Origin of the sequence: Nocardia sp. NPDC023733, assembly GCF_040639775.1 — a bacterium.
Taxonomy (GTDB): Bacteria; Actinomycetota; Actinomycetes; order Mycobacteriales; family Mycobacteriaceae; genus Nocardia; species Nocardia rosealba.
On the sequence record NZ_JBFAAN010000002.1, the window covers coordinates 10,335 to 32,062 of the forward strand.

3 protein-coding genes are annotated in these 21,728 nt (G+C 69.9%); all 3 read left to right on the forward strand.

The annotated features are described in order from the left end of the window. The first annotated feature begins 243 nt into the window (after nucleotides 1-243). From AB0F86_RS11715 to AB0F86_RS11725, 3 genes are read left to right on the forward strand one after another with little or no spacing between them, the layout of a single operon-like run. Nucleotides 244-18,948, forward strand: coding sequence for a non-ribosomal peptide synthase/polyketide synthase (locus AB0F86_RS11715; protein ID WP_356985915.1), 18,705 nt, complete (start codon nucleotides 244-246; stop codon nucleotides 18,946-18,948). Next, nucleotides 18,948-21,491 (forward strand): AMP-binding protein, encoded by a 2,544-nt coding sequence (locus AB0F86_RS11720; RefSeq protein ID WP_356985914.1) that lies wholly within the window; start codon nucleotides 18,948-18,950, stop codon nucleotides 21,489-21,491. Before AB0F86_RS11715 ends, AB0F86_RS11720 begins: the two co-directional genes overlap by 1 nt. Then, on the forward strand, nucleotides 21,488-21,712 hold the full coding sequence (locus AB0F86_RS11725) for an MbtH family protein (RefSeq protein ID WP_356985913.1): 225 nt from the start codon (nucleotides 21,488-21,490) through the stop codon (nucleotides 21,710-21,712). Before AB0F86_RS11720 ends, AB0F86_RS11725 begins: the two co-directional genes overlap by 4 nt. The last annotated feature ends 16 nt before the right edge of the window (nucleotides 21,713-21,728 follow it).

A 21,728-nucleotide genomic window follows, 5' to 3' on the forward strand; every position in this document is an offset into this window, starting at 1 on the left:
GCGACATTGGAGGAACGATCAAAAGCTAGACCAACAGCGGCCGACGATCTGTCCGCCGCCGCAGGCGGTCCGTGACGGATCGCCGCTCTCGTCCACATGATCTGTCGGGGATCTGCGCGGATGTGGCGTTGTGCCCATCGCGCTCTTGGCCGGACCTATCGGCGACCACGAGGTACCTCAGGTGTCTTCGTGCTGCCCGAAAACGTTCGGACTGCTGTTTTTTCGCGATACGAGGAGGCTCTGGTGCACGGTACGGAGTTGGGTGGGTTCAGCGCGCGACCGCAGGAAGCGGAGGGTGCGTCGGCACCGTTCCCGCTGACCCCCGCTCAGCTGGGGGTCTGGTACGCGCAGCTGCTCGACCCCGACGTGCCGATCACCATCGCCCAGTACGTGGACATCACCGGCGAGCTGGATCCCGATGTGCTGCAAGCGGTTACGGCCGAGGCGGCGCACACCTACGGTTCGCCGCTGGTGCGGATCGGTGAGCGCGACGGTGTGCCGTATCAGGTGGTGGACCACTCGCTCCCGATCGAGAACGAGCTCCCGCTGATCGATCTGCGCCACCACGACGACCCTGTCGCCGCGGCCGAGGAATGGATGCGCGCGGAATTCGGCGCACCGCTGGACCTGCTCACCGACCGTCTCGTCGCGGGTGCGGTGCTGCGGGTCGGTGCGGAGCGCTGGTTCTGGTACCTGCGCGGCCACCACATCGTGCTCGACGGGTACGGCGCGTTCACGCTGTCGCAGCGCATCGCGGAGCTCTACACCGCCCGGGTGCTCGACTTCGAGCCGTCGCGGGTGGTGCCGGGTGACCTGGCCGAACTCGTCGAGGGCGAACAGCGCTACCGCGAGAGCACCCGCTTCGCCGCCGATCGTGAGCACTGGGCCGAGCGCATCGCGGGCCTGGACAGCCCGACCGCACTCGACCCGCGCACCGCGCCGCGCTCGGCGATCAACCTGGTCACCGGTGGCAGACTCACCGACAAACTGGTGCAGCGACTGGAAACCATTGCCGCCAGCGACGATTCGACACTGTCGGCGGTGCTGCTCGCCGCGTTCGCCGCCTACCTCGGCCGGCTCACCGACCGGCCGCACGCGGTGCTGAGCCTGCCCGTCACCGCCCGGACCACCGCCGTCATGCGGCGCTCGGCGGGCATGCTGTCCAATATCGTTCCGCTGCGCCTGCCCACCGGCGCGGCCGGGGCGAGCACCACCTGGGGCCAGCTGCTGCGCGCGGCCCGGGTGGAGGTGGCCGGTGCGCTGCGCCACCAGCGCTACCGCGCCGAGGACATCCGCCGCGACGCCGAGGACGACGGTCGCCCGGCCCGGCGCGCGCTGTTCGGTCCGCTCGCGAACTTCATGCTGTTCCGCACCAGCCTGCTGCTCGGCAACACCACCGGGCGCTACCGGGTGCTGTCGACGGGTCCGATCGAGGATCTGAGCCTGAATGTGTACTACGGCGATCACGACCGGGTGCATGTCGATTTCGAGGCCAATCCCAACCTCTACGACGCCGATACGCTGGCCCGGCACCACTGCCGGTTCCTGCGCTTCCTGGAGCGGCTGACGGCGGTCGACCTGGATACTCCCGTCGGTGCCGTCGAGGTGGCCACCGAGCTGGAACTCGAGGTCAGCACCAAGATCTGGAACGCCACCGGCTTCGATGTGACGGCCGCGCTCGATGAGCGCGCGGTGGCAGCGGCGACGCTGCCCGCGATGTTCGAGGCGCAGGTTCTGCGCACGCCCGATTCCGTGGCTGTCCGGATGGCCGGTTCCGGCGAGGCGCTCACCTATCGCGAGCTGTCGCAGCGGGCCGCCCGGCTGGCGCGTCGGCTGCGGGCAGAGGGCATCGGTCCGGAATCGCTGGTGGCGCTGAATATTCGGCGTTCCACCGACCTGGTGATCGCGATGTACGCCGTGGTCGCCGCCGGTGCTGCGTACGTACCGATCGATCCGGACCACCCGGCCGACCGCATCACCCACATTCTCGAAACCGCTTCTCCCGCCGCAATTCTCACCACAACGCGAGAGGAAGTCGTCGCCACCGACGTGCCGGTGCTCGCGGTCGATGACATCGACCTGAGCTGGTACGCCGATGAGCCGCTCACCGATGCCGACCGCACCGCCCCGCTGCGGCCGGAACATCCGGCCTACGTCATCTTCACCTCCGGCTCCACCGGTCTGCCCAAGGGTGTGGCCGTCGAGCACGCCGCGATCGTGAACCGGCTGGTGTGGATGCAGCACAGCTACCGCCTGCACGGCGTGGACACGGTGCTGCAGAAGACGCCGACGACCTTCGATGTTTCGGTGTGGGAGTTCTTCTGGCCCTTGCAGATCGGTGCCACGCTGCTGCTCGCCGAGCCGGACGGTCACCGTGACCCCGCCTACCTGCGTCGGGTGATCGCCGAATACGGCGTCACCGTGGCGCATTTCGTGCCGTCGATGCTCGAGGCCTTTCTCGCTCAGCAGGAAATCGCCGAACGTAGTCCGCTGCGACTGGTTTTCGCCTCCGGTGAGGCGCTGCCCGCTCCGCTGGCGCAGCGGTTGCGGTTGCTCACCGGGGCCCGGCTGCATAATCTCTACGGTCCCACCGAGGCCGCCGTCGACGTCACCTTCCACGAGGTGACCGACGCCGACCGGGTGACGGTGCCGATCGGCGCGCCGGTGTTCAATACCCGGCTCCATGTTCTCGACTCGCGGCTGCGGCCGGTTCCGGTCGGGGCTCCGGGTGAGCTGTATCTGTCGGGGGTACAGCTCGCCCGGGGTTATGTCGACCGCGCCGAGCTCACCGCGGGCCGGTTCGTCGCCGACCCGGCGGCGACGGGCGAGCGCATGTACCGCACCGGTGACCTGGTGCGCTGGACGACCAACGGTGAACTGGAATACCTGGGGCGCACCGACTTCCAGGTGAAGTTGCGTGGCCTGCGCATCGAACTCGGTGAGATCGAAGCGATCCTCGACAGCGTCGAGGGTGCCGTGCGCGCGGTTGTCGTCGTGCGTGACGACGCGGGTGTCGGCGAACAACTGGTCGCGTATGTGGTGGCCGAGGCGGGTGCCGTCACCGTCGACGCGCTGCGTGCGGCGGCCCTGCGCGCTCTGCCCGCCTACATGGTTCCCGCCGCGTTCGTGCTGCTCGACGAGCTGCCGGTGAATGCCTCGGGCAAGCTCGACCGCAAGGCCCTGCCCGCTCCCGCTCGCACCGTCGTCGCCTACACCGAGCCCGCTGGGCCGGTGGAGGAGACGGTGGCGCAGGTGTTCGGCGAGGTGCTCGGCCTCGAGCGGATCGGCCGTGACGACGACTTCTTCGCACTCGGCGGCAACAGCCTCGTCGCCACCCAGGTCGCGGCTCGCCTCGGCGCAGATCTCGGCGGCGGTCTGACGGTGCGCGACCTGTTCGGCGCCACTACGGTGGCGCGGCTGGCCGCGGTGATCGCCGAGCGCGCTGACGCCGGTGTGAGCGCCCAGCTGCCGGTTCTCGCCGCACGACCGCGCCCGTCGACGATTCCGCTTTCTCCCGCACAGCAACGCATTTGGTTCCTGAATCGGTTCGACCCGGCCGCGCCCGGCTACAACATGCCCTTCGCGGTGCGTTTGCGCGGCACTGCGGATCTCCCTGCGCTGCTGAGCGCGCTCGAGTCCGTGGTCGACCGGCACGAGGCCTTGCGCACCATCTTCCCGGCTGTCGACACGGCGGGCGAGGTGGCCCAGCAGGTGGTGTGCCCGGCCGGGCTGGTGCGCATGGGTACGCCGACCGAGGTGGCCGCCGCGGATCTGGATGCCGAGCTCACCCGATTCGCCTCCACCGGTTTCGATTTGGAGCGCGAGGCGCCGTTCCGCGCGCGGGTGTTCGTGGTGGCCGAGACCGCCGTGCGAGGCGAACCGCACACGGATTCCGACGAGCTCGGCGCCGAAGCCCGTCACGAAAACGGCGCCGCGGTCGGCCACACTGTCGGTGCGGGTGACGGTGAATGCGTGCTCGCCGTCGTGTTGCATCACATCGCGGCCGACGGTGTTTCGCTGCAGGTGCTCGTCCGCGATGTGCTCACCGCCTACCGCGCCGCCGCCGAGGGCGTCGCCCCCGACTGGTCGCCGCTGACCGTGCAGTACGCCGACTACACCCTGTGGCAGCGTGAGCTCCTCGGCGCCGAGAACGACCCGAACTCGCTGGCCGCACGCGAAATCGCTTTCTGGGAACGCACTCTGGCGGGCCTACCCGACCATCTCGAACTGCCCTCGGCGCGGCCGCGTCCGGTGGAGCCGAGCATGTGCGGTGCGCGGGTGGAGTTCACCATCGACACCGATCTGCACCGCAGGCTCACCGAGCTGGCGCAGCAGGCGGGGGCCTCACTGTTCATGGTGCTGCACACCGCGCTCGCCGTGCTGCTCGCGCGGTTGTCGGGCACCACCGACATCGCCGTCGGCACCGGTGTCGCCGGACGTGGCGACCGGGCCATCGACGACCTGATCGGCATGTTCGTCAACACGCTCGTGCTGCGCACCGAGGTCGACCCGGCGGCCAGTTTCGCGGCCGCCCTCGAGCACACGCGCGAGACCGACCTTGCCGCGTTCGCGCACACCACGGTGCCGTTCGACCGGCTCGTCGATGTGGTGAACCCGGCGCGCTCGCAGGCGCGTCATCCGCTGTTCCAGGTGGCTCTGAACTTCCAGGCGGTGCTCGACACCACCTTCGAGTTGGCGGGCTCGCCGGTCACCGTGCACGAGATCGAACTCGACATCACCAAGTTCGATCTGCAGATCACCCTGGCCGAAAAGCGTTCGGCCACCGGCGAAGCCGACGGCGTCGAGGCGGTCGTCCTGTACGCCACCGATCTGTTCGACGAAACCGATATCCGTGACCTCGGTGCGCGTTTCGTGCGTTTGCTCGCCGCCGCCTCGGCCGCACCGGAAACCGCCGTGGGCGACCTGCCGCTGCTGTCGGTGGAAGAACAAGCCCGGCTCACCGGGATGCGTGGCGGGCCCGTCACCGCCACCGGTCTGCTGCCCGACCTGCTCGCGGCCGCCGTCGCGGCCGACCCGGAGCGGGAGGCGGTCACCGACGGCGACCGCAGCCTCACCTACCGGGAGCTCGAGCGGGCCTCGTCGCGACTGGCCCGGGTGCTCATCGATGCCGGTGTCGGACCGGACGACGTCGTCGCCGTGGGTATCCCGCGGTCCGTCGAATCCGTGCTCGCCGTGTGGGCGGTCGCGAAGGCGGGTGCGGCCTGGCTGCCTGTCGACCCCAGCTACCCGCTGGACCGGATCACCCACATGGTCACCGATTCCGGTGCGCGCCTCGGCCTGACCGTCGACGGGTCGGCCGCCGCGCTGCCCGCCTCGATCGAGTGGCTGGCCCTCGACGAGCTCAAGCTGATGGCCGAATGCGCCGCGCGTTCCAGCGAACCCGTCACCGACCTCGACCGGGTGCGTCCGCTGCGGGCCGAGCACCTCGCCTATGTCATCTACACCTCCGGTTCCACCGGTCTGCCCAAGGGTGTGCTGGTGACCCAGGCCGGGATCGCCGGATTCGCCGCCGAGGAGACCGATCGCATGGTCGGCTCGCCGGACGCGCGGGTGCTGCAGGTGGGTTCACCGTCGTTCGACATCTCCGTGATGGAGTTCCTGCTCGCGGTGAACTCGGCCGCCACCCTGGTGCTCGCCGTACCCGGCCGGCACGTCGGTGACGAACTGGCGCAACTGCTTTCGGAGCAGCGGGTCACACACGCGCTCATGACACCCTCGGCGCTGGCCGTGCTCGACCCCGCCCGGCTCGAACACCTGCGCATGGTGATGGTCGGCGGCGAGGCGTGCCCGCCCGAGCTGGTAGCCCGCTGGACCGAGGGCCCGGTGACGCGCGTGTTCGTCAACGCCTACGGCCCCTCCGAGACCACCGTAGCCACCAACATCAGCGCACCCCTCACCGCCGACACCCCACTCACCCTCGGCACACCGCTGCGTGGCATCGCCCAGTGGGTGCTCGACAGCAGGCTCCGCCCGGTGCCCGCCGGCGTCACCGGCGAACTGTACGTGGCGGGCGCCCAGCTCGCCCGGGGCTACCGCGACCGCGCCGCCCTCACCGCCACCCGCTTCGTTGCCTGCCCCTGGGAGCAGGGCGCCCGCATGTACCGCACCGGCGACCTGGTCCGCTGGACTCCCGAAGGCACCCTCGCCTACGTCGGCCGCAACGACGACCAGGTGAAACTGCGCGGTTTCCGCATCGAACTCGGCGAAATCGAATCCGACATTCTCGCCGACGCCTCGGTTCGCCAGGCCGTCGTGATGGTCCGTCGCGATGCCCATCGCGGTGACCAGCTCGTCGCTTACCTCGTGCCGGCCACACCGTCGGACAAGGGCTCCGAAGCGTTCGCGGAGAGGATCGCCGAAGCCCTGCGTGGTCGGTTGGCGGCGCATATGGTGCCGTCCGCGTTCGTGGTGCTCGATGCGTTGCCGTTGACGCCGAACGGGAAGCTCGATCGGCGGGCGCTGCCGGAGCCGGTGTTCGCGGCGAAGGCATTCCGCGCACCCTCGCCTGGTACCGAAACCGTGGTGGCTCAGGTGTTCGGTGACGTGCTCGGCGTGGAGTTGGTCGGCGCGGACGACGACTTCTTCGCTCTCGGTGGCAATTCCCTGGTCGCCACGCAGGTCGTGTCCCGGCTCGGGGCCGCGCTCGGTGCCGGTGTGCCGTTGAAGACGCTGTTCGAAGCGCCGACCGTCAGCGCGCTCGCCGCCCGCCTCGCCGGTTCCGAGAAGACCGCCGCGATGCCCGCACTCGTCGCAGTTGAACGGCCGCAGCGGATTCCGCTGTCCTACGCGCAGCAGCGGATGTGGTTCCTCAACCAGTTCGACGCGGTGTCGGTGGCCGACAATATCGCCGCCGCCATCCGCCTGACCGGCGATCTCGACCACGCCGCGCTGGCCGCGGCGGTGGACGCGGTGATCGCCCGGCACGAAGCTCTGCGCACCCGCTACCCGGCCGTCGACGGTATTCCGTTCCAGCAAGTTCTCGACCGGTTCACCGTCGCCCTCGAGCCCGAGGACATCGACCCCGCGACGCTCGACGATCGCGTCCGCGCCCTCGCCGCCGTGCCGTTCGCGGTGGATCAGGAGCCGCCGGTCCGCCTGCGCCTGCTGCGCATCGCCGCCGACGAACACGTCCTTGTCCTCGTGGTGCACCACATCGCGGCCGACGGCTGGTCGGTGGCGCCGCTCACCCACGACGTGATGCTCGCCTACGCCGCCCACCGTGCGGGCACCGCTCCGCAGTGGACCGAGCTGCCCGTGCAGTACCCCGACTTCGCCCTGTGGCAGCGTGACGCGCTGGGTGCCGAGGACGATCCGTCGTCGCCGATGGCCCGTCAAATCGACTTCTGGACAACAGAACTCGCGGACTTGCCCGACCTGCTGGCGCTCCCCACCGACCGACCGCGCCCGGCCGTGGCATCGGGTCGTGGAGCCCGCCACGCCTTCTCGATCCCCGCGACGATCACCGACCGCCTGCGCGCGCTGGCGACCGAGTCCCACGCATCGCTGTTCATGGTGCTGCACGCCGCGTTCGCCACCACCGTGGCGAAACTCGCAGGCCAGGAAGACATTTCGGTCGGCACGCCCGTGGCCGGTCGCGGTGACCAGGCCCTCGACCGGCTCGTCGGCATGTTCGTCAACACCCTCGTGCTGCGCACCCGGATCCCGTCGGACGCCACCTTCACCGAACTCGTCGGCACCGTCCGCGACGCCGACCTGCGCGCACTCGCCAACGCCGATGTCACCTTCGACCGGCTCGTGGAGGTGGTCGACCCACAACGCTCGACCGCACGCCACCCCCTCTTCCAGGTGATGCTCGACTTCCAGAACACCACCCGGATCGAACTCGAACTCGCGGGCCTCACCGCCTCCGAAATCGAGATCGACACCCACACAGCGAAATTCGACCTGCACCTGACGCTGCGCGAAACCTCCGACGGCCTGCTCGCCCGCTTCGAGTACGCCACGGACCTGTTCGACGCGCGGACCATCACAGATTTCAGCACCCGCCTCCTACGGGTGCTGGATACGGTGAGCGCCGATCCCAACGTCGTGATCGGCGACATCGACCTGCTCGGCGCCGCGGAGCGCACCCTGCTGCTCGAAACCTGGAACGACACCGCGTTCCCGGTTATCGAGGGGGCGAACCTGGTCTCGCTGTTCGAGGCACAGGCCGCCCGGACCCCGGGTGCGACCGCGGTGACATTCGAAGGCCATTCCCTCACCTACGCCGAGTTCGGCGAGCGAGTGAATCGCCTTGCGCGCCTGCTCGTCTCGATCGGTGTGCGCCCCGACCGCACGGTTGCCCTCGGACTGCGCCGCGGCACCGATCTGGTGGTCGCCATGTACGCGGTGCTCACCGCAGGTGGGGCGTACGTCCCGCTCGACCCCGACCATCCCGCCGAACGCATCGCGCAGGTGCTCGACGCCGCCGACCCGGTGTGCGTGCTCACCCGCGAGGCAGACGGCCTCGATCTGGCCAGTGCCGAGCGCGCTGTCGTCCTCGACCTGGATCAGGTCGACACCACCGATTACCCCGCCGACCCGGTCAGCGACGGCGACCGCCTCGCCACCCTCACCCCGGACAATGCCGCCTACCTGATCTTCACCTCCGGCTCCACCGGCAAGCCCAAGGGTGTCGTCGTCTCGCACGCCGCGATCGTCAACCGACTGATCTGGATGCAGGACGCCTACCGCCTCACCCCCGCCGACACCGTCTTGCAGAAGACGCCCGCCACCTTCGACGTCTCGGTGTGGGAATTCTTCTGGCCCTTGCAGATCGGTGCCCGCCTCCTCCTAGCCGCCCCCGACGGTCACCGTGACCCGGTCTACCTGGCCGACCTGATCGACCGCGAAGCCGTCACCGTCGCCCATTTCGTCCCCTCGATGCTCACGGTGTTCGTCGCGGCCTCGGGTGCCGACCTCACCGCGCCGACCGCAACAGCTTCGGGCATTGCCCCCTCGGCAAACCTCGATGCCCACTCGGATGCTGCCACGTCGGCGGACGTCGGCACGTCCTCGGGGGACTCCGCGCTGGTCGAGCTCGGCATGTCCTCCGACATCGCCACGCGCGCGGATCTCGGAGCCCGCTCGAGTGCCGGAGCGCGTCAGCCTTCCTCGGCCCGGTGCGACTCGCTGCGGCTGGTGTTCGCCTCGGGTGAGGCGCTGGCACCTGCCCCCGCCCAGGCGCTGCGCCGCCTCACCGGTACGGCTGTGCACAACTTGTACGGCCCCACCGAAGCCGCGGTCGACGTGACCTTCCACGAGGTCGTCGACGCCGACGAGGTCACCGTCCCGATCGGCGCCCCGGTCCACAACACCCAGGTCTACGTCCTCGACGCCCGCCTGCGTCCGGTCCCGCCCGGCGTCCCCGGCGAGCTCTACCTGGCAGGCATTCAGCTGGCCCGTGGCTACGCGGGCCGCCCCGATCTCACCGCCGACCGCTTCGTCGCCAACCCGTTCACCCCCGGCGAGCGCATGTACCGGACAGGCGATCTGGTCAGCTGGGCGGTCTTCGCCGACAACGGCCCGACAGCGAGTGCGTCCTACATTCACGCCACCAGCGGTGCTGATCCCTCGGACGACACGGATATCCGCGGCGGAGGCCTGGACGGCACGTCGGAGCTCTTGACACGTGGCGAGCTGAAGTACCTGGGCCGCACCGATTTACAGGTCAAGCTGCGCGGGCTCCGGATCGAGCTCGGTGAGATCGAAGCCGCGCTGTCGAGGGTGCCCGAGGTTGCCCAGGCTGCGGTTCTGGTCCGCGACGACGTGCTGGTCGGCTATCTCGTCGGCGCCCCGGATCTCGAGGTCGTCGAGTCGACGCTGGCCCGCACCCTCCCTGCCTACATGGTCCCGTCGGCGTTCGTGGTGCTCGACGAGTTCCCGTTGAACGCTTCCGGCAAGCTCGACCGGAAGGCTTTGCCCGCACCGGTTTTCGAGGCCGCTGCCTTCCGCGCGCCGTCGACCGAGGTGGAGCGGATCGTCGCCGCCACCTTCGCCGCCGTGCTCGGCTTCCCGGCCGATCGGCAGGTCGGTCTCGACGACGACTTCTTCGCCCTCGGTGGCAATTCGCTCACCGCCACCCAGGTCGTCGCCCGGCTCGGTGCCGCCCTCGACACCCAGGTCCCGGTGCGTCTGCTCTTCGACGCGCCGACCGTCCACACACTGGCCGAACGATGCGCGGCTCTGCGTGGCACCGGCGGCCGGGTGGCGCTTACGACTCGCGCACGTCCGCAGCACATTCCGCTCTCGCCCGCACAGCGGCGCATGTGGTTCCTCAATCGCTTCCTCGCCGACGCCGATGGTCCCGGCGACGCCGTCGACAACATCCCGGTCGCCCTGCGCCTCACCGGCGACCTCGATATCGCCGCGCTCGAGGCGGCCCTCGCCGATGTGATCGACCGGCACGAAACCCTGCGCACCTGTTACCCCGAGGGTCCTGACGGCGCCGAGCAACTGATCGCCGCAGCCGCCTCAGTGGTGCTGACACCCGAGCCCGTCACCGAACAGGAACTACCCGCCCGCCTGCTGGCACGTGCCGCGGTGCGCTTCGACCTGACCACCGAGATCCCGTTCCGCGCAACGCTGTTCGCTACGGACGACGCGCACGTCCTCGTCCTCGTCGTCCACCACATCGCCGCCGACGGTTTCTCCCTCGGCCCGCTGGCCGCCGACCTGATGACCGCCTACGCCGCCCGCCGCGACGGCATCGCCCCCGCCTGGTCGCCACTGCCGGTCCAGTACGCCGACTACGCCCTCTGGCAGGACGAGGCCCTCGGCGACCCCGCCCACCCCGGTTCACTCGCCCACACCCAGCTCGCCTTCTGGCAGCGCACCCTCGCCGGCCTGCCCGAACAGCTGGAACTGCCGACCGACCGGCCTCGTCCGGCCGATTCGAGCTTCCGCGGCGGCGTGCACCGGTTCCAGATCGACTCCGATCTGCACAGTGAGCTGCGGGAGTTGGCCCGCAAGCACGAGGCGACCTTGTTCAGCACCGTGCACGCGGCGCTGGCCGTGCTGCTGGCGCGGCTGTCGGGCAGCGGTGACATCGCCATCGGCACCCCGGTCGCCGGCCGCGGTGAGGCCGCGATCGACGGCCTGATCGGCATGTTCGTCAACACCCTCGTCCTGCGCACCCAGGTCGACCCGCGCGCCGAGTTCGAAACCACCCTCGATGCCGTGCGCGCGGGCGACCTCGACGCCCTCTCCCACGCCGACGTCCCGTTCGAGCAGGTCGTCGAGGCCGTCGACCCGGCACGGGCCCGCAACCGGCATCCGTTGTTCCAGGTGGCTCTCGTCCTGCAGAACTTCACCGTCCCCGCGCTCGACGCGGCCGGATTGCACGCGGCCACCGTCGATTTCGACGCTGCCGTCGCGAAGTTCGACCTGCAGTTCACCCTCCGCGAATCCGACGACATCGATGGTCGCGCCGACGGCATGGCGATCGAAATCGCCTACGCCACCGACCTGTTCGACGAATCGAGCGTGGCTGTCCTCGCCCGCCGCTTCACCCAGGTGCTGGCCGCTGTCGTCGCGGACCCGACCGTCGTCGTCGGCGACATCCAGTTGCTCAGCGCCGAGGAACAGCAGCGCACCCTGCACGACTGGGCGAGCGTCGAGGCCGCGGTGGCCGATACCGGCGACACCATGGTCGACCGGTTCGCCCGCGCCGCCGTGATCGATCCGCAGGCCGTCGCGGTGAAGGCGGGGGAGCAGACGCTCACCTACGCCGAGCTCGATGCCTGGTCCAGCCGCCTCGCCCGACGTCTCATCGCGGCAGGTGTCGGCCCGGAAACGCTGGTGGCCGTGGCTCTTCCGCGCACTGTCGAACTCACCGTCGCGCTGCTCGCGGTGCTGAAGGCCGGTGGCGGTTACCTGCCGATCGACCCGAACTATCCCGCCGACCGCATCGAGTACATCCTCGACGACGCCCGCCCGCTGTGCGCCGTCGCCAATGCGGAGACCGGTCTGCCGCGCGACTGGTTCGGTGGGCCCGTGATCGACCCGAACTGCGGCAACCTGGTCGACTTCGGTGCCGAACCGCTCACCGACGCCGACCGCCGTGCCCCGCTCGCACCCGCGCACATGGCCTACGTCATCTACACCTCCGGTTCCACCGGCCGCCCCAAGGGCGTGCAGGTGCCGCACGCGAACGTTCTTGCGCTGCTGGACAATACCGCCGCGAAGTTCGAGTTCGGTCCGTCGGACGTGTGGACGATGTTCCACTCCTACGCCTTCGACTTCTCGGTCTGGGAACTGTGGGGCGCCCTGCTGCACGGTGGCTCGATCGTCCTCGTCGACTACTACACCTCCCGCTCACCCGAACAGTTCCGCGAACTCCTGATCCGCGAACAGGTCACCGTCCTCAACCAGACCCCGTCGGCCTTCTATCAGCTCATCGCCGCCGATCTGGGCGCCCCAGCCATCGCCGCCGATGCGGACCGGCCGTGTGACCCGCCCGCCGGTGCTGAATCCGGCAGTGGGGACGCCGACCCGGATGCGCTTCCTGCGGGCGGCAGGGCAGACCGCGCCACGGCGAATGCGCAGGGTCTGCGTGGCTCGGCCGAGGGTGCTCCCGCCGACTTCGCGCTACGCGCGGTGATTTTCGGCGGTGAAGCGCTGGAACCGCAGCGACTGGACGCTTGGTTCGCCCGCCATCCGCGCGCGCCTCGACTGGTGAATATGTACGGCATCACCGAGACCACCGTGCATGTGTCCTACCGCGAGATCACCCCGGACACCGGCTCGGCCAGCGTGATCGGCGGCGCCATCGCCGGACTCACCGTGCGCGTCCTCGATTCGCGGCTGCGTCCCGTTCCGGCGGGCGTGCCCGGTGAAATCTACGTGTCCGGCCCACAGTTGGCGCGCGGCTACCTGAACCGACCCGGCCTGACCGCGAGCCGCTTCGTCGCCGACCCGTACGGTCCGCCCGGTTCGCTCGCGTACCGGTCCGGCGACCTGGCCCGCTGGAAGGCGACCGGCGACGGCGCCGACCTCGAGTACCTCGGTCGTGCCGACCAGCAGGTGAACCTGCGCGGCTTCCGGGTGGAACTCGGTGAGATCGAGGCGGCGTTGCTGAACAGCTCGGCGGCGCCCCGCGAAGTCGCGGTGCTGGTGCGCACGGATCTCGTCGACGAGCCCAGGATCGTGGCCTACCTCGTGCCGGGCACCGCGCACATCGATGCCTCGGCGCTGCGCCAGGAACTGTCGCGCACACTGCCCGAGCACATGCTTCCGGCCGCGGTCGTGCCCGTCGAGCGGATTCCGCTGACGGTCAACGGCAAACTCGACCGGACCGCGCTGCCCGCGCCGGTCTTCGAGACCACCGTGTACCGCAAGCCCGCCACCGTCACCGAGGAGATCGTGGCCGCGGTCTTCGCCGAGGTACTCGGCACCGGTGACCAGCCGGTCGGCGCCGACGACGACTTCTTCGCCCTCGGCGGCAGCTCCCTGCTGGCCGCCAAGGCCGTGGCCCGCATCGGCGCGGCACTCGACCGCCGGGTCGGGGTGCGCACCCTGTTCGAGGCGCCGCGCGTCGGCGACCTGGCCGCCGTCGTCGACGCTCAGGCGAAGGTCGACCGCCCCGCCCTGGTCGGCCGGGCACGCCCCGACCGCCTGCCGCTCTCGCCCGCCCAGCAGCGCATGTGGTTCCTCAACCGCTTCGACCGCACCTCGGTGGCCTACAACATCCCGTTCGCGCTGCGCCTCACCGGCGACCTGAACATCCCGGCTCTCCAAGCGGCCGTCACCGACCTGATCGCCCGGCACGAATCCCTGCGCACCATCTACCCCGAGGTCGACGGCACCCCCATTCAGTCCATCGTCCCCGCCGCGCAAGCGATCACCTCCGCTGGCGGGCTTCCCGCCGCCGCGCCGTTCGAAGTGGTCGAGACCCGCGCCGCGGCGGCCGATCACGTCGCAGCCGCGACCGTCGATTCGACTCCTGCGCGGGCCGGAGCCATCCCGGCGCTGGTCGCGGTGGACATCACCGAGGAGTCTCTGCCGCAGGCTGTTCGGGAGCTGGCCGAAACCACCTTCGATGTCACCGTCGAAATCCCGGTCCGGCTGCGGCTCTTCCGCCTCGGCGAGTCCGAGTTCGTGCTGGCGGCGGTCCTGCATCACATCGCCGCCGACGGTTCATCGGTCGCACCGTTCGTCGCCGATCTGATGCGCGCCTACACCGCCCGGCTCGCCGACACCACGCCCGGCTGGACGCCGCCTGCCGTCCAGTTCGCCGACTACGCCCTCTGGCAGCGTGAACTCCTCGGCGACGACAGCGACCCCGAATCCGTTGCTGCCCAGCAGGTGTCCTACTGGCGCGAGCAGCTGTCCGGCCTCCCGGATCAGCTGGCGCTGCCGACCGATCGGCCGCGCCCGGCCCGGCAGAGCTTGCGCGGCGACAAGGTGAGTTTCACCGTCGACGCCGACCTGCACGCCGCCCTCGCCGCACTCGGCCGCGCGCACGGCGCCACCCTGTTCATGGTGGTGCACGCGGCCTTCGCCGCCCTGCTCGCACGGCTCTCCGGCACCGGCGACATCGCCGTCGGCACCCCGACCGCCGGTCGCGGTGAGGCCGAACTCGACGAGGTCATCGGCATGTTCGTCAACACCCTGGTGTTGCGCACCCCGGTGACGCCCGCGGCGCCGTTCACCGAGCTGTTGACCGCGGCCCGCGCCGCCGACATCGCCGCCTTCGCCCACGCCGACGTACCGTTCGAGCGCCTGGTCGAGGTGCTCAACCCGGCGCGCTCGACCGCCCGGCACCCGCTGTTCCAGGTCGGCTACTCCTTCCAGAATCACGATCGTGGTCACCTGGAGTTGCCGGGGCTCACCGTCACCGATATCGAATTCGATTCCGGTGTAGCCCAATTCGATCTGCACCTCTTCGCGTTCGACAACTACACCGCCGACGGCGCGCCCTCGGGCATCGACATGGTGCTCGGCTACGCGACCGACCTTTTCGATCACACCACCGCCGAGCGATTCTCGGCCGCGCTGCGCAGGGTCCTCGAATCCGTCACCGCCGCACCGGAAACCCCGGTCGGCGACTTCGACCTGCTCGGTGCCGACCGCGTTCGTGTGCTCGAGACCTGGAACGCCACCGCCCACCCGGTCGCCCCGGCCACACTGGCCGACCTCGGCGCCCGGCAAGCGGCGCGGACCCCGGACGCGACCGCCCTGATCGACGCCGATACCGCCGAATCCCTGGACTACCGCACCTTCGACGCCCGGGTGAACCGCATCGCCCGCCTGCTCATCGCCGAAGGTGTCGGCCCGGAACGCACCGTGGTGCTCGCCATGCGCCGAGGGCTCGACCTGGTGCTCGCGATGCACGCCGTGGTCCGTGCCGGCGGCGCGTACGTGCCGATCGACCCCGACCACCCGGCCGACCGCATCTCCTACATCATCGAGACCGCCGCGCCGATGTGTGTGCTCACCACCGTTGCGGACGGCGTGCCCGTCACGGTGAACGTTCCCGTCTTCGAGCTGGATCATCGTGCGCTGGAAGAGGTGTCGAACGAGCCGCTGACCGATGCCGAGCGCATCACCCAGCTGCGCCCGGAACACCCCGCGTACGTCGTCTTCACCTCCGGCTCCACCGGCCTGCCCAAGGGCGTCACCGTCCCGCACGCGGCCGTCGTCAACCAGCTGGCCTGGCTGCACGACCGTTTCACCATGACCGGCGCCGACCGTGTCCTGCTGAAGACACCGGCCACCTTCGACCTGTCGGTCTGGGAATTCTGGTCCCCCCTCACCAGCGGTGGCGCACTGATCGTCACTCGGCCAGGCGACGAACGCGAGCCGGAACGCTTGCGCGACATCATGACCCGCTACGGCATCACGGTGCTACACGCCGTCCCATCGCTGATCGGCATGCTCCTCGCCAGTGCCAGTGCCAGTGCCAGTGCCAGTGCCAGTGCCAGCGCGACGGCGTCGTCCGCTGTCGCGGCCCAGGTTGCCGACTCTGCCCCGTCCGCCAACACCATCGGCACCGGTACGGCGACTGCTGAGGCGCTTACTGCGGATCGGGCGGTTACGTCCTCAACCGCTGTCGGTGCCGGTGCGGTGACTGCTGGGGCGTCTTCTGCGGATCGGGCGGTTACGTCCTCAACCACGGTCGGCGCCGGTGCGACGAACATTGCGGCGCATTCCCCGGCGGTTGCGGTCGTCTCGGCATCCGCATCCGCATCCGCAGCCGATGCCGACGCGCACACCACAGCAGTCCTGCCCCGGTCGCTGCGCGCGGTCCTCGCCATCGGGGAAGCGCTCCCCGCCGCGACCGCCATCCAGTTCCTGGCGTCCGGCACCTCGGCTCGTCTGCACAACCTGTACGGGCCGACCGAGGCCGCTGTCTCGATCACCGAACACGAAGTCGCCCAGCACCCTTCGCATGTGGTTCCGATCGGTTCGCCCGAGTGGAACAGCGCGGTCTATGTGCTGGATACCCGGCTCAGCCCCGTACCGATCGGGGTGGCGGGCGAGCTGTATCTGGCCGGCGCCCAGCTGGCCCGTGGCTACCACGGCCGCTACGCCCTGACCGCCGATCGCTTCGTTGCCAACCCCTTCGAGCCGCGCGGGACTCGCATGTACCGCACCGGTGACATCGTCCGCTGGCGCGACGACGGCACCCTCGAATACCTGGAACGCGCCGACTTCCAGGTCAAGATCGGTGGCTTCCGGATCGAACTCGGTGAGGTCGAAACAGCACTGCTGCGCTGCACCGATGTGCGTGCGGCGGTCGCGATCGCCAAGGACGACGACCGCGCAGGCACCCGCCTGATCGCCTACGCGGCGGTCGCCGACCTGCCACCCGGCGACGAGCAGACCATCGCGTCGCGCCTGCGTGGCGAACTCGCCGAGCACCTGCCCGCCTACATGGTCCCCGCCGCCGTGGTGGTGCTCGACAGCCTGCCGCTCAATGCCAACGGCAAGGTCGACCGTGCCCGGCTGCCCGAACCGGCCTTCACCGAGGCGGCCTTCCGTGCGCCGGTCACCGCGCTGGAACAACTCGTCGCACAGGTCTTCACCGAGGTGATCGACTGCCCGAGAGCAGGCCTGGACGACGACTTCTTCGCCCTCGGCGGCAACTCGCTGATGGCGACCCGGCTCGCCGCCCGGCTCGGTGCGGCACTCGGCGCCCAGGTGCCGGTCGCGGCCGTTTTCGAGGCACCGACCGTCGCGGCTCTCGCCGAGCGACTGGCCGCCACCGAGCGCACGGGCGCACGACCGCCGCTCACCCGGCGCACCGAGGACGGACCCGCTGTCCTCTCACCCGCGCAGCAGCGCATGTGGGTGCTGCATCAGCTGTCCCCGCAGTCGTCGGCGTACCACATCCCCGCCGCCATCCGCCTCACCGGCGAACTCGACCTGTCCGCCCTGCAGGCCGCGATCGCCGACCTGCTCGCCCGCCACGAGAGCCTGCGCACCCGGTACCCGGACACCCCGGACGGACCGGTGCAGCAGGTACTGCCCGCGTGGTCGTCGGCGGTAGACCTGACGCCCATCCCGGTCGTCGCGGACGACGTCGAGGCTCGGATCGCCGCCCTGGTCGCCCAGCCGTTCGACATCACCGCCGCACCGCCGGTGCGCGTAGCGCTCTACAGACTCGACGAGAACGAGCACGTCCTGGTCGTCGTCGTCCACCACATCAGTGGCGACGGTTACTCGATCGCACCGCTGACCCGGGACCTGGTGCGCGCTTACGTCGATCGCGCACAGGGCAACGAACCAGGCTGGGCGCCATTGGAAATCCAGTACAGCGACTTCAGCGTCTGGCAGCGCACCATGCTCGGTGACGAGCACGACCCGGACAGCGTGCTGTCCCAGCAGCTGCGGTACTGGTCGCAGGAGCTCGCGGGCGCACCGGAACTTCTGTCGCTCCCGACCGACCGCCCCAGATCGACACGGCGCGAGATGCACGGCGCCGTTATCGAATTCGTGGTCGATTCAGCGCTGACCCGACGCCTCGACGAGGTGGCCCGCACCAACAACACCACCTTGTTCACCGTTGTCCACAGCGCCCTCGCCGTGCTGCTCGCCAAGCAGTCGGGCAGCAGCGATATCACCGTCGGTGCCCCCGTCGCCGGTCGCGGTGCGCGCGAACTCGACGATCTCGTCGGCATGTTCGTCAACACCGTCGTGCTGCGCACCGAGGTCGATTCCCGTGCCCCGTTCACCGATCTGCTCGCCCAGGCTCGCCGCCGCGACCTGGCCGCCATCGCGCATGCCGATGTCCCGTTCGAGCAGGTGGTCGACGCGCTCGGCCGCACCAGATCGGGCGCCTACACGCCGCTGTTCCAGGTGATGCTCACCTTCCAGAACATGCCACCGGGCAGCATCGAATTACCCGGTCTACGCGTGCAGCCGCTCGATCCGGGCCTGACCGAAGCCAAGTTCGACCTGCACCTGACCGCCGTGCAACGCTACGACCCCAACGGTGATCTCGACGGCCTCGACATGCATTTCGGCTATGCCACAGACCTTTTCGACGACAAGACCATCCGGGTGCTCACCGAGCGATTCCGCAAGGTACTCGCCGCCGTCGCCGCCGATCCCACCGTGGTGGTTCGGGCCATCGACGTGCGCACCGACGCCGAGCAGGCACCCACCGCACCGACCACCGCCGACCTGCCGAGCCTGATCGGCTCGGCGGCCCGTGTGGCGCCGGCGACCGTGGCATTCGTCCACGGCGAGCACGCCATCTCCTTCGCCGAGCTCGACGCCAAGCTCACCGCCGTGAGCCGGTCGATGGGCGCGAAGATGAAACCCGAAGCGCTGATCAACGTCGCGCTGGCCGGGCTGGTGCCCGGTGTGCTCGGCGCCCTCGGCGCGGCGGGTCTAGCCACCACTTTGCACACACTGGTGACCGATGCCGCCGCGGTGATCGCCGAGGCGGGGTCGGCTGACGACTCGGAAGGACAACTCTGATGTCGCACACGAATTCGGTCACGGCCGCCGTCCCGTTCGACACGCTGGGGCGTGAGCTCCCGAACGAAGACGGGCGTGACCCGGCGACTCTGCTCGCCGCATTCATCGACCAGGTCGCCGACGACCCCGATGCGCTCGCTGTCGTCGACGGCGAACGCGCCCTCACCTACGCCGAGGTCGCCGACCGCGCCGAGGAACTGGCGGCGGTGCTGGTGGAACGCAATGCCGGTCCCGAGACCACGGTCGCGGTGTGCCTGCCCCGTTCCGCCGAACTGGTGGTGGCCGTGCAGGCCGTGATCGCCTCGGGGGCGGCGTTCGTTCTGCTCGATCCCGACGCACCCGCCGACCTGCGGGCCCGCACCCTTGCACTTGCGGCGCCCACCCTGCTGCTCACCGGGGCCGTTCCTACCTCCGCTGACCCGGGTCTCGATACCGGCTCGGCAACGGATGCTGCTGTCGAACAGGGTGTTTCGGTTCAGGTGCTGACAGGCGCGGACAAACCTCCCGCTGAAGGTTCCCGTGCTCTTCCGGGTCCGGGTGCCGACAATCCCGCCTACCTCGTCGTCGATCCGACGGCCTCGACCGCCGTGGTAGTCGGACACCGTGCGGCACAAGCCAATTCGGTATGGCGGTACCGGATGTGCGGCATCGGGTCAGGCGATTCCGTGCTGTGGCACGCACCGCTGGGCTCCCAGGCCGCGATCGGTGAACTCCTGCTCGCCCTGCAATCGGGCGCGGCGCTCGTCCTGCCGGTCGGCGACACCCTCGCCGAGGCGATCGCCGAAACCCGTGTGACCACAGCCGCATTCGATTCTGTTCAGCTCGCGGAGCTCACCGAGCTACCCGATGCCGAGGAATTACTCGACTCGCTACGCGTGGTGCTGGCCCGAGGCGCGACCCTCCCGGCGAGAACCGCCGCGGCCTTGCGCTCCGTGAGTGGCGCCACCCTGTGGCAGGTGTACGGCAGACCGGAAACCGCAGGCGAGGTCGTCGCCCACGAGGTGACCGGCGCCGACCTCGAAGTGGTGCCGCTCGGATGCGCCGCCGACGACGTGGAACTGCTCGTTCTCGACGAACACCTCGAGCCCGTCGCCGACGGTGAAGTGGGCGAACTGTACATCTCCGGCGTGCAATTGGCGCGTGGCTACCTCGGCAGGCAGGCGACCGCCGCCACCTTCCTCGCCAACCCCATCGGACCCGTCGACGACCGCATGTTCGCCACCGGCGACCTGGTGCGCCGCAGGCCGCCGGGGGAGGGGTGGGCCGCCGAACTCGAATACGTCGGGCGGGTGGACGATCGCGCCGACCGGTACGCGGTCGTCCCGGTACGCGGCGGACTGCCCGGTGAACTGCTGCTCGACGAGTTCGAGGCCCAGGCCGCCGCAACGCCTTTCGATCCGGCCGTCGTCCACGCGGCGGGTTCCGGTTCGATCATCACCTACGGTGACCTCGACCGGCGGACCAATCAGCTCGCCCGGCACCTGGCCGCGCTCGGCATCGGGCCGGAATGCCCGGTGCTGGTGGATATTCCGTGCTCGATCGAGCTGGTCGTCGGTGTGTACGCCGTGCTGAAGGCGGGTGGCGCGGTGGTACCGGTCGAGGCCAGGGTGCTGCCGCCGGTCGTCGGCCCCGCGCTGATCGTCACCGTGGCCGGGCGCGAACACACCGCGGTGTACGACATTCCGCGTGTGGTCATCGATGACGTGCGGCTGTCGGACTACTCCGACGAACCCATCACGCCCGGTGAGCGGCGAACGCCCGTACTCCCGCAGCATCCGGCCTTCGTGCTGTATCCGCGCGGCGCCGGGCAGGGCGTCACCGTGAGCCATGTGGCGGCGGTGCACCGGATCACCGCCATGCAGAACAGGCACGGGCTCACCGGCCGCGACGTGTATCTGCACCAGGCCACCGAATGGCACGGATATGTGCTGCCGTTGCGGGTGGGTGCCACCGTTGTCCTCACCGAACCTCCTGATCCGGCGCGATTAACTGAACTGATCGCCACCTACGGCATCACCGCCGCCGACTTCACTCCGCAGCGGCTCACCGGATTCACCGAGCACCTCACCGGCGTCGTCGACAGTGTGCCGACTCTGCGCAGCGCCGTCGTTCTCGGCGCCCCACTCACCGCCGCACAGATCCGCGACTTCGCGGCCGTCTCCGCCGCGCACCTGCACCACGACTACGGTCGCGCCGAGGCGACCGTCACCCTCACCTACCCCGAAGAGCCACGCGCCGACCTGGGTGAACCCCCGCCGGTCCGGGTTCGGGAATGGAACCGCCGCGTCTACGTGCTCGATGCGCGACTGCGCCCGACCAGTCCCGGCGTCGCGGGTGAGCTGTACCTCTCGGGCGCGCAACTGGCCCGCGGCTACCGCGACGACCCCACCGTCACCGCCGAACGTTTCGTCGCCAATCCCTTCGGCATCCCCGGCGAACGCATGTTCCGCACCGGCGAACGCGCCCGCTGGGAAATCGACGGAACCACCGCCGCTCTGGTCCGCCTCGGCACTACCAACCCCACCAGGAAGGCACTCCCATGACCAACCCGTTCGACGACGACAACGCCCAGTTCTACGTCCTCGTGAACTCCGAAGGCGAACACTCGCTCTGGCCGACCTTCGCCGCCGTCCCCGGCGGCTGGACCGTTGCCTTCGGCGCCGCCCCCCGCACCTCGTGCCTGCACTACGTCGAATCGCACTGGCTCGACATGCGCCCCAACTCCCTCATCGCCGCCATGGCCAACGACCCCCGCCCCGCGTAGTTCCGCCACAGTCGGA

Excerpts from the sequence above, each read along its gene's own strand:
- AB0F86_RS11725 (WP_356985913.1), top strand. The coding sequence starts at position 21,488 with ATGACCAACCCGTTCGACGACGACAACGCCCAGTTCTACGTCCTCGTG.
- AB0F86_RS11720 (WP_356985914.1), top strand. The coding sequence starts at position 18,948 with ATGTCGCACACGAATTCGGTCACGGCCGCCGTCCCGTTCGACACGCTG.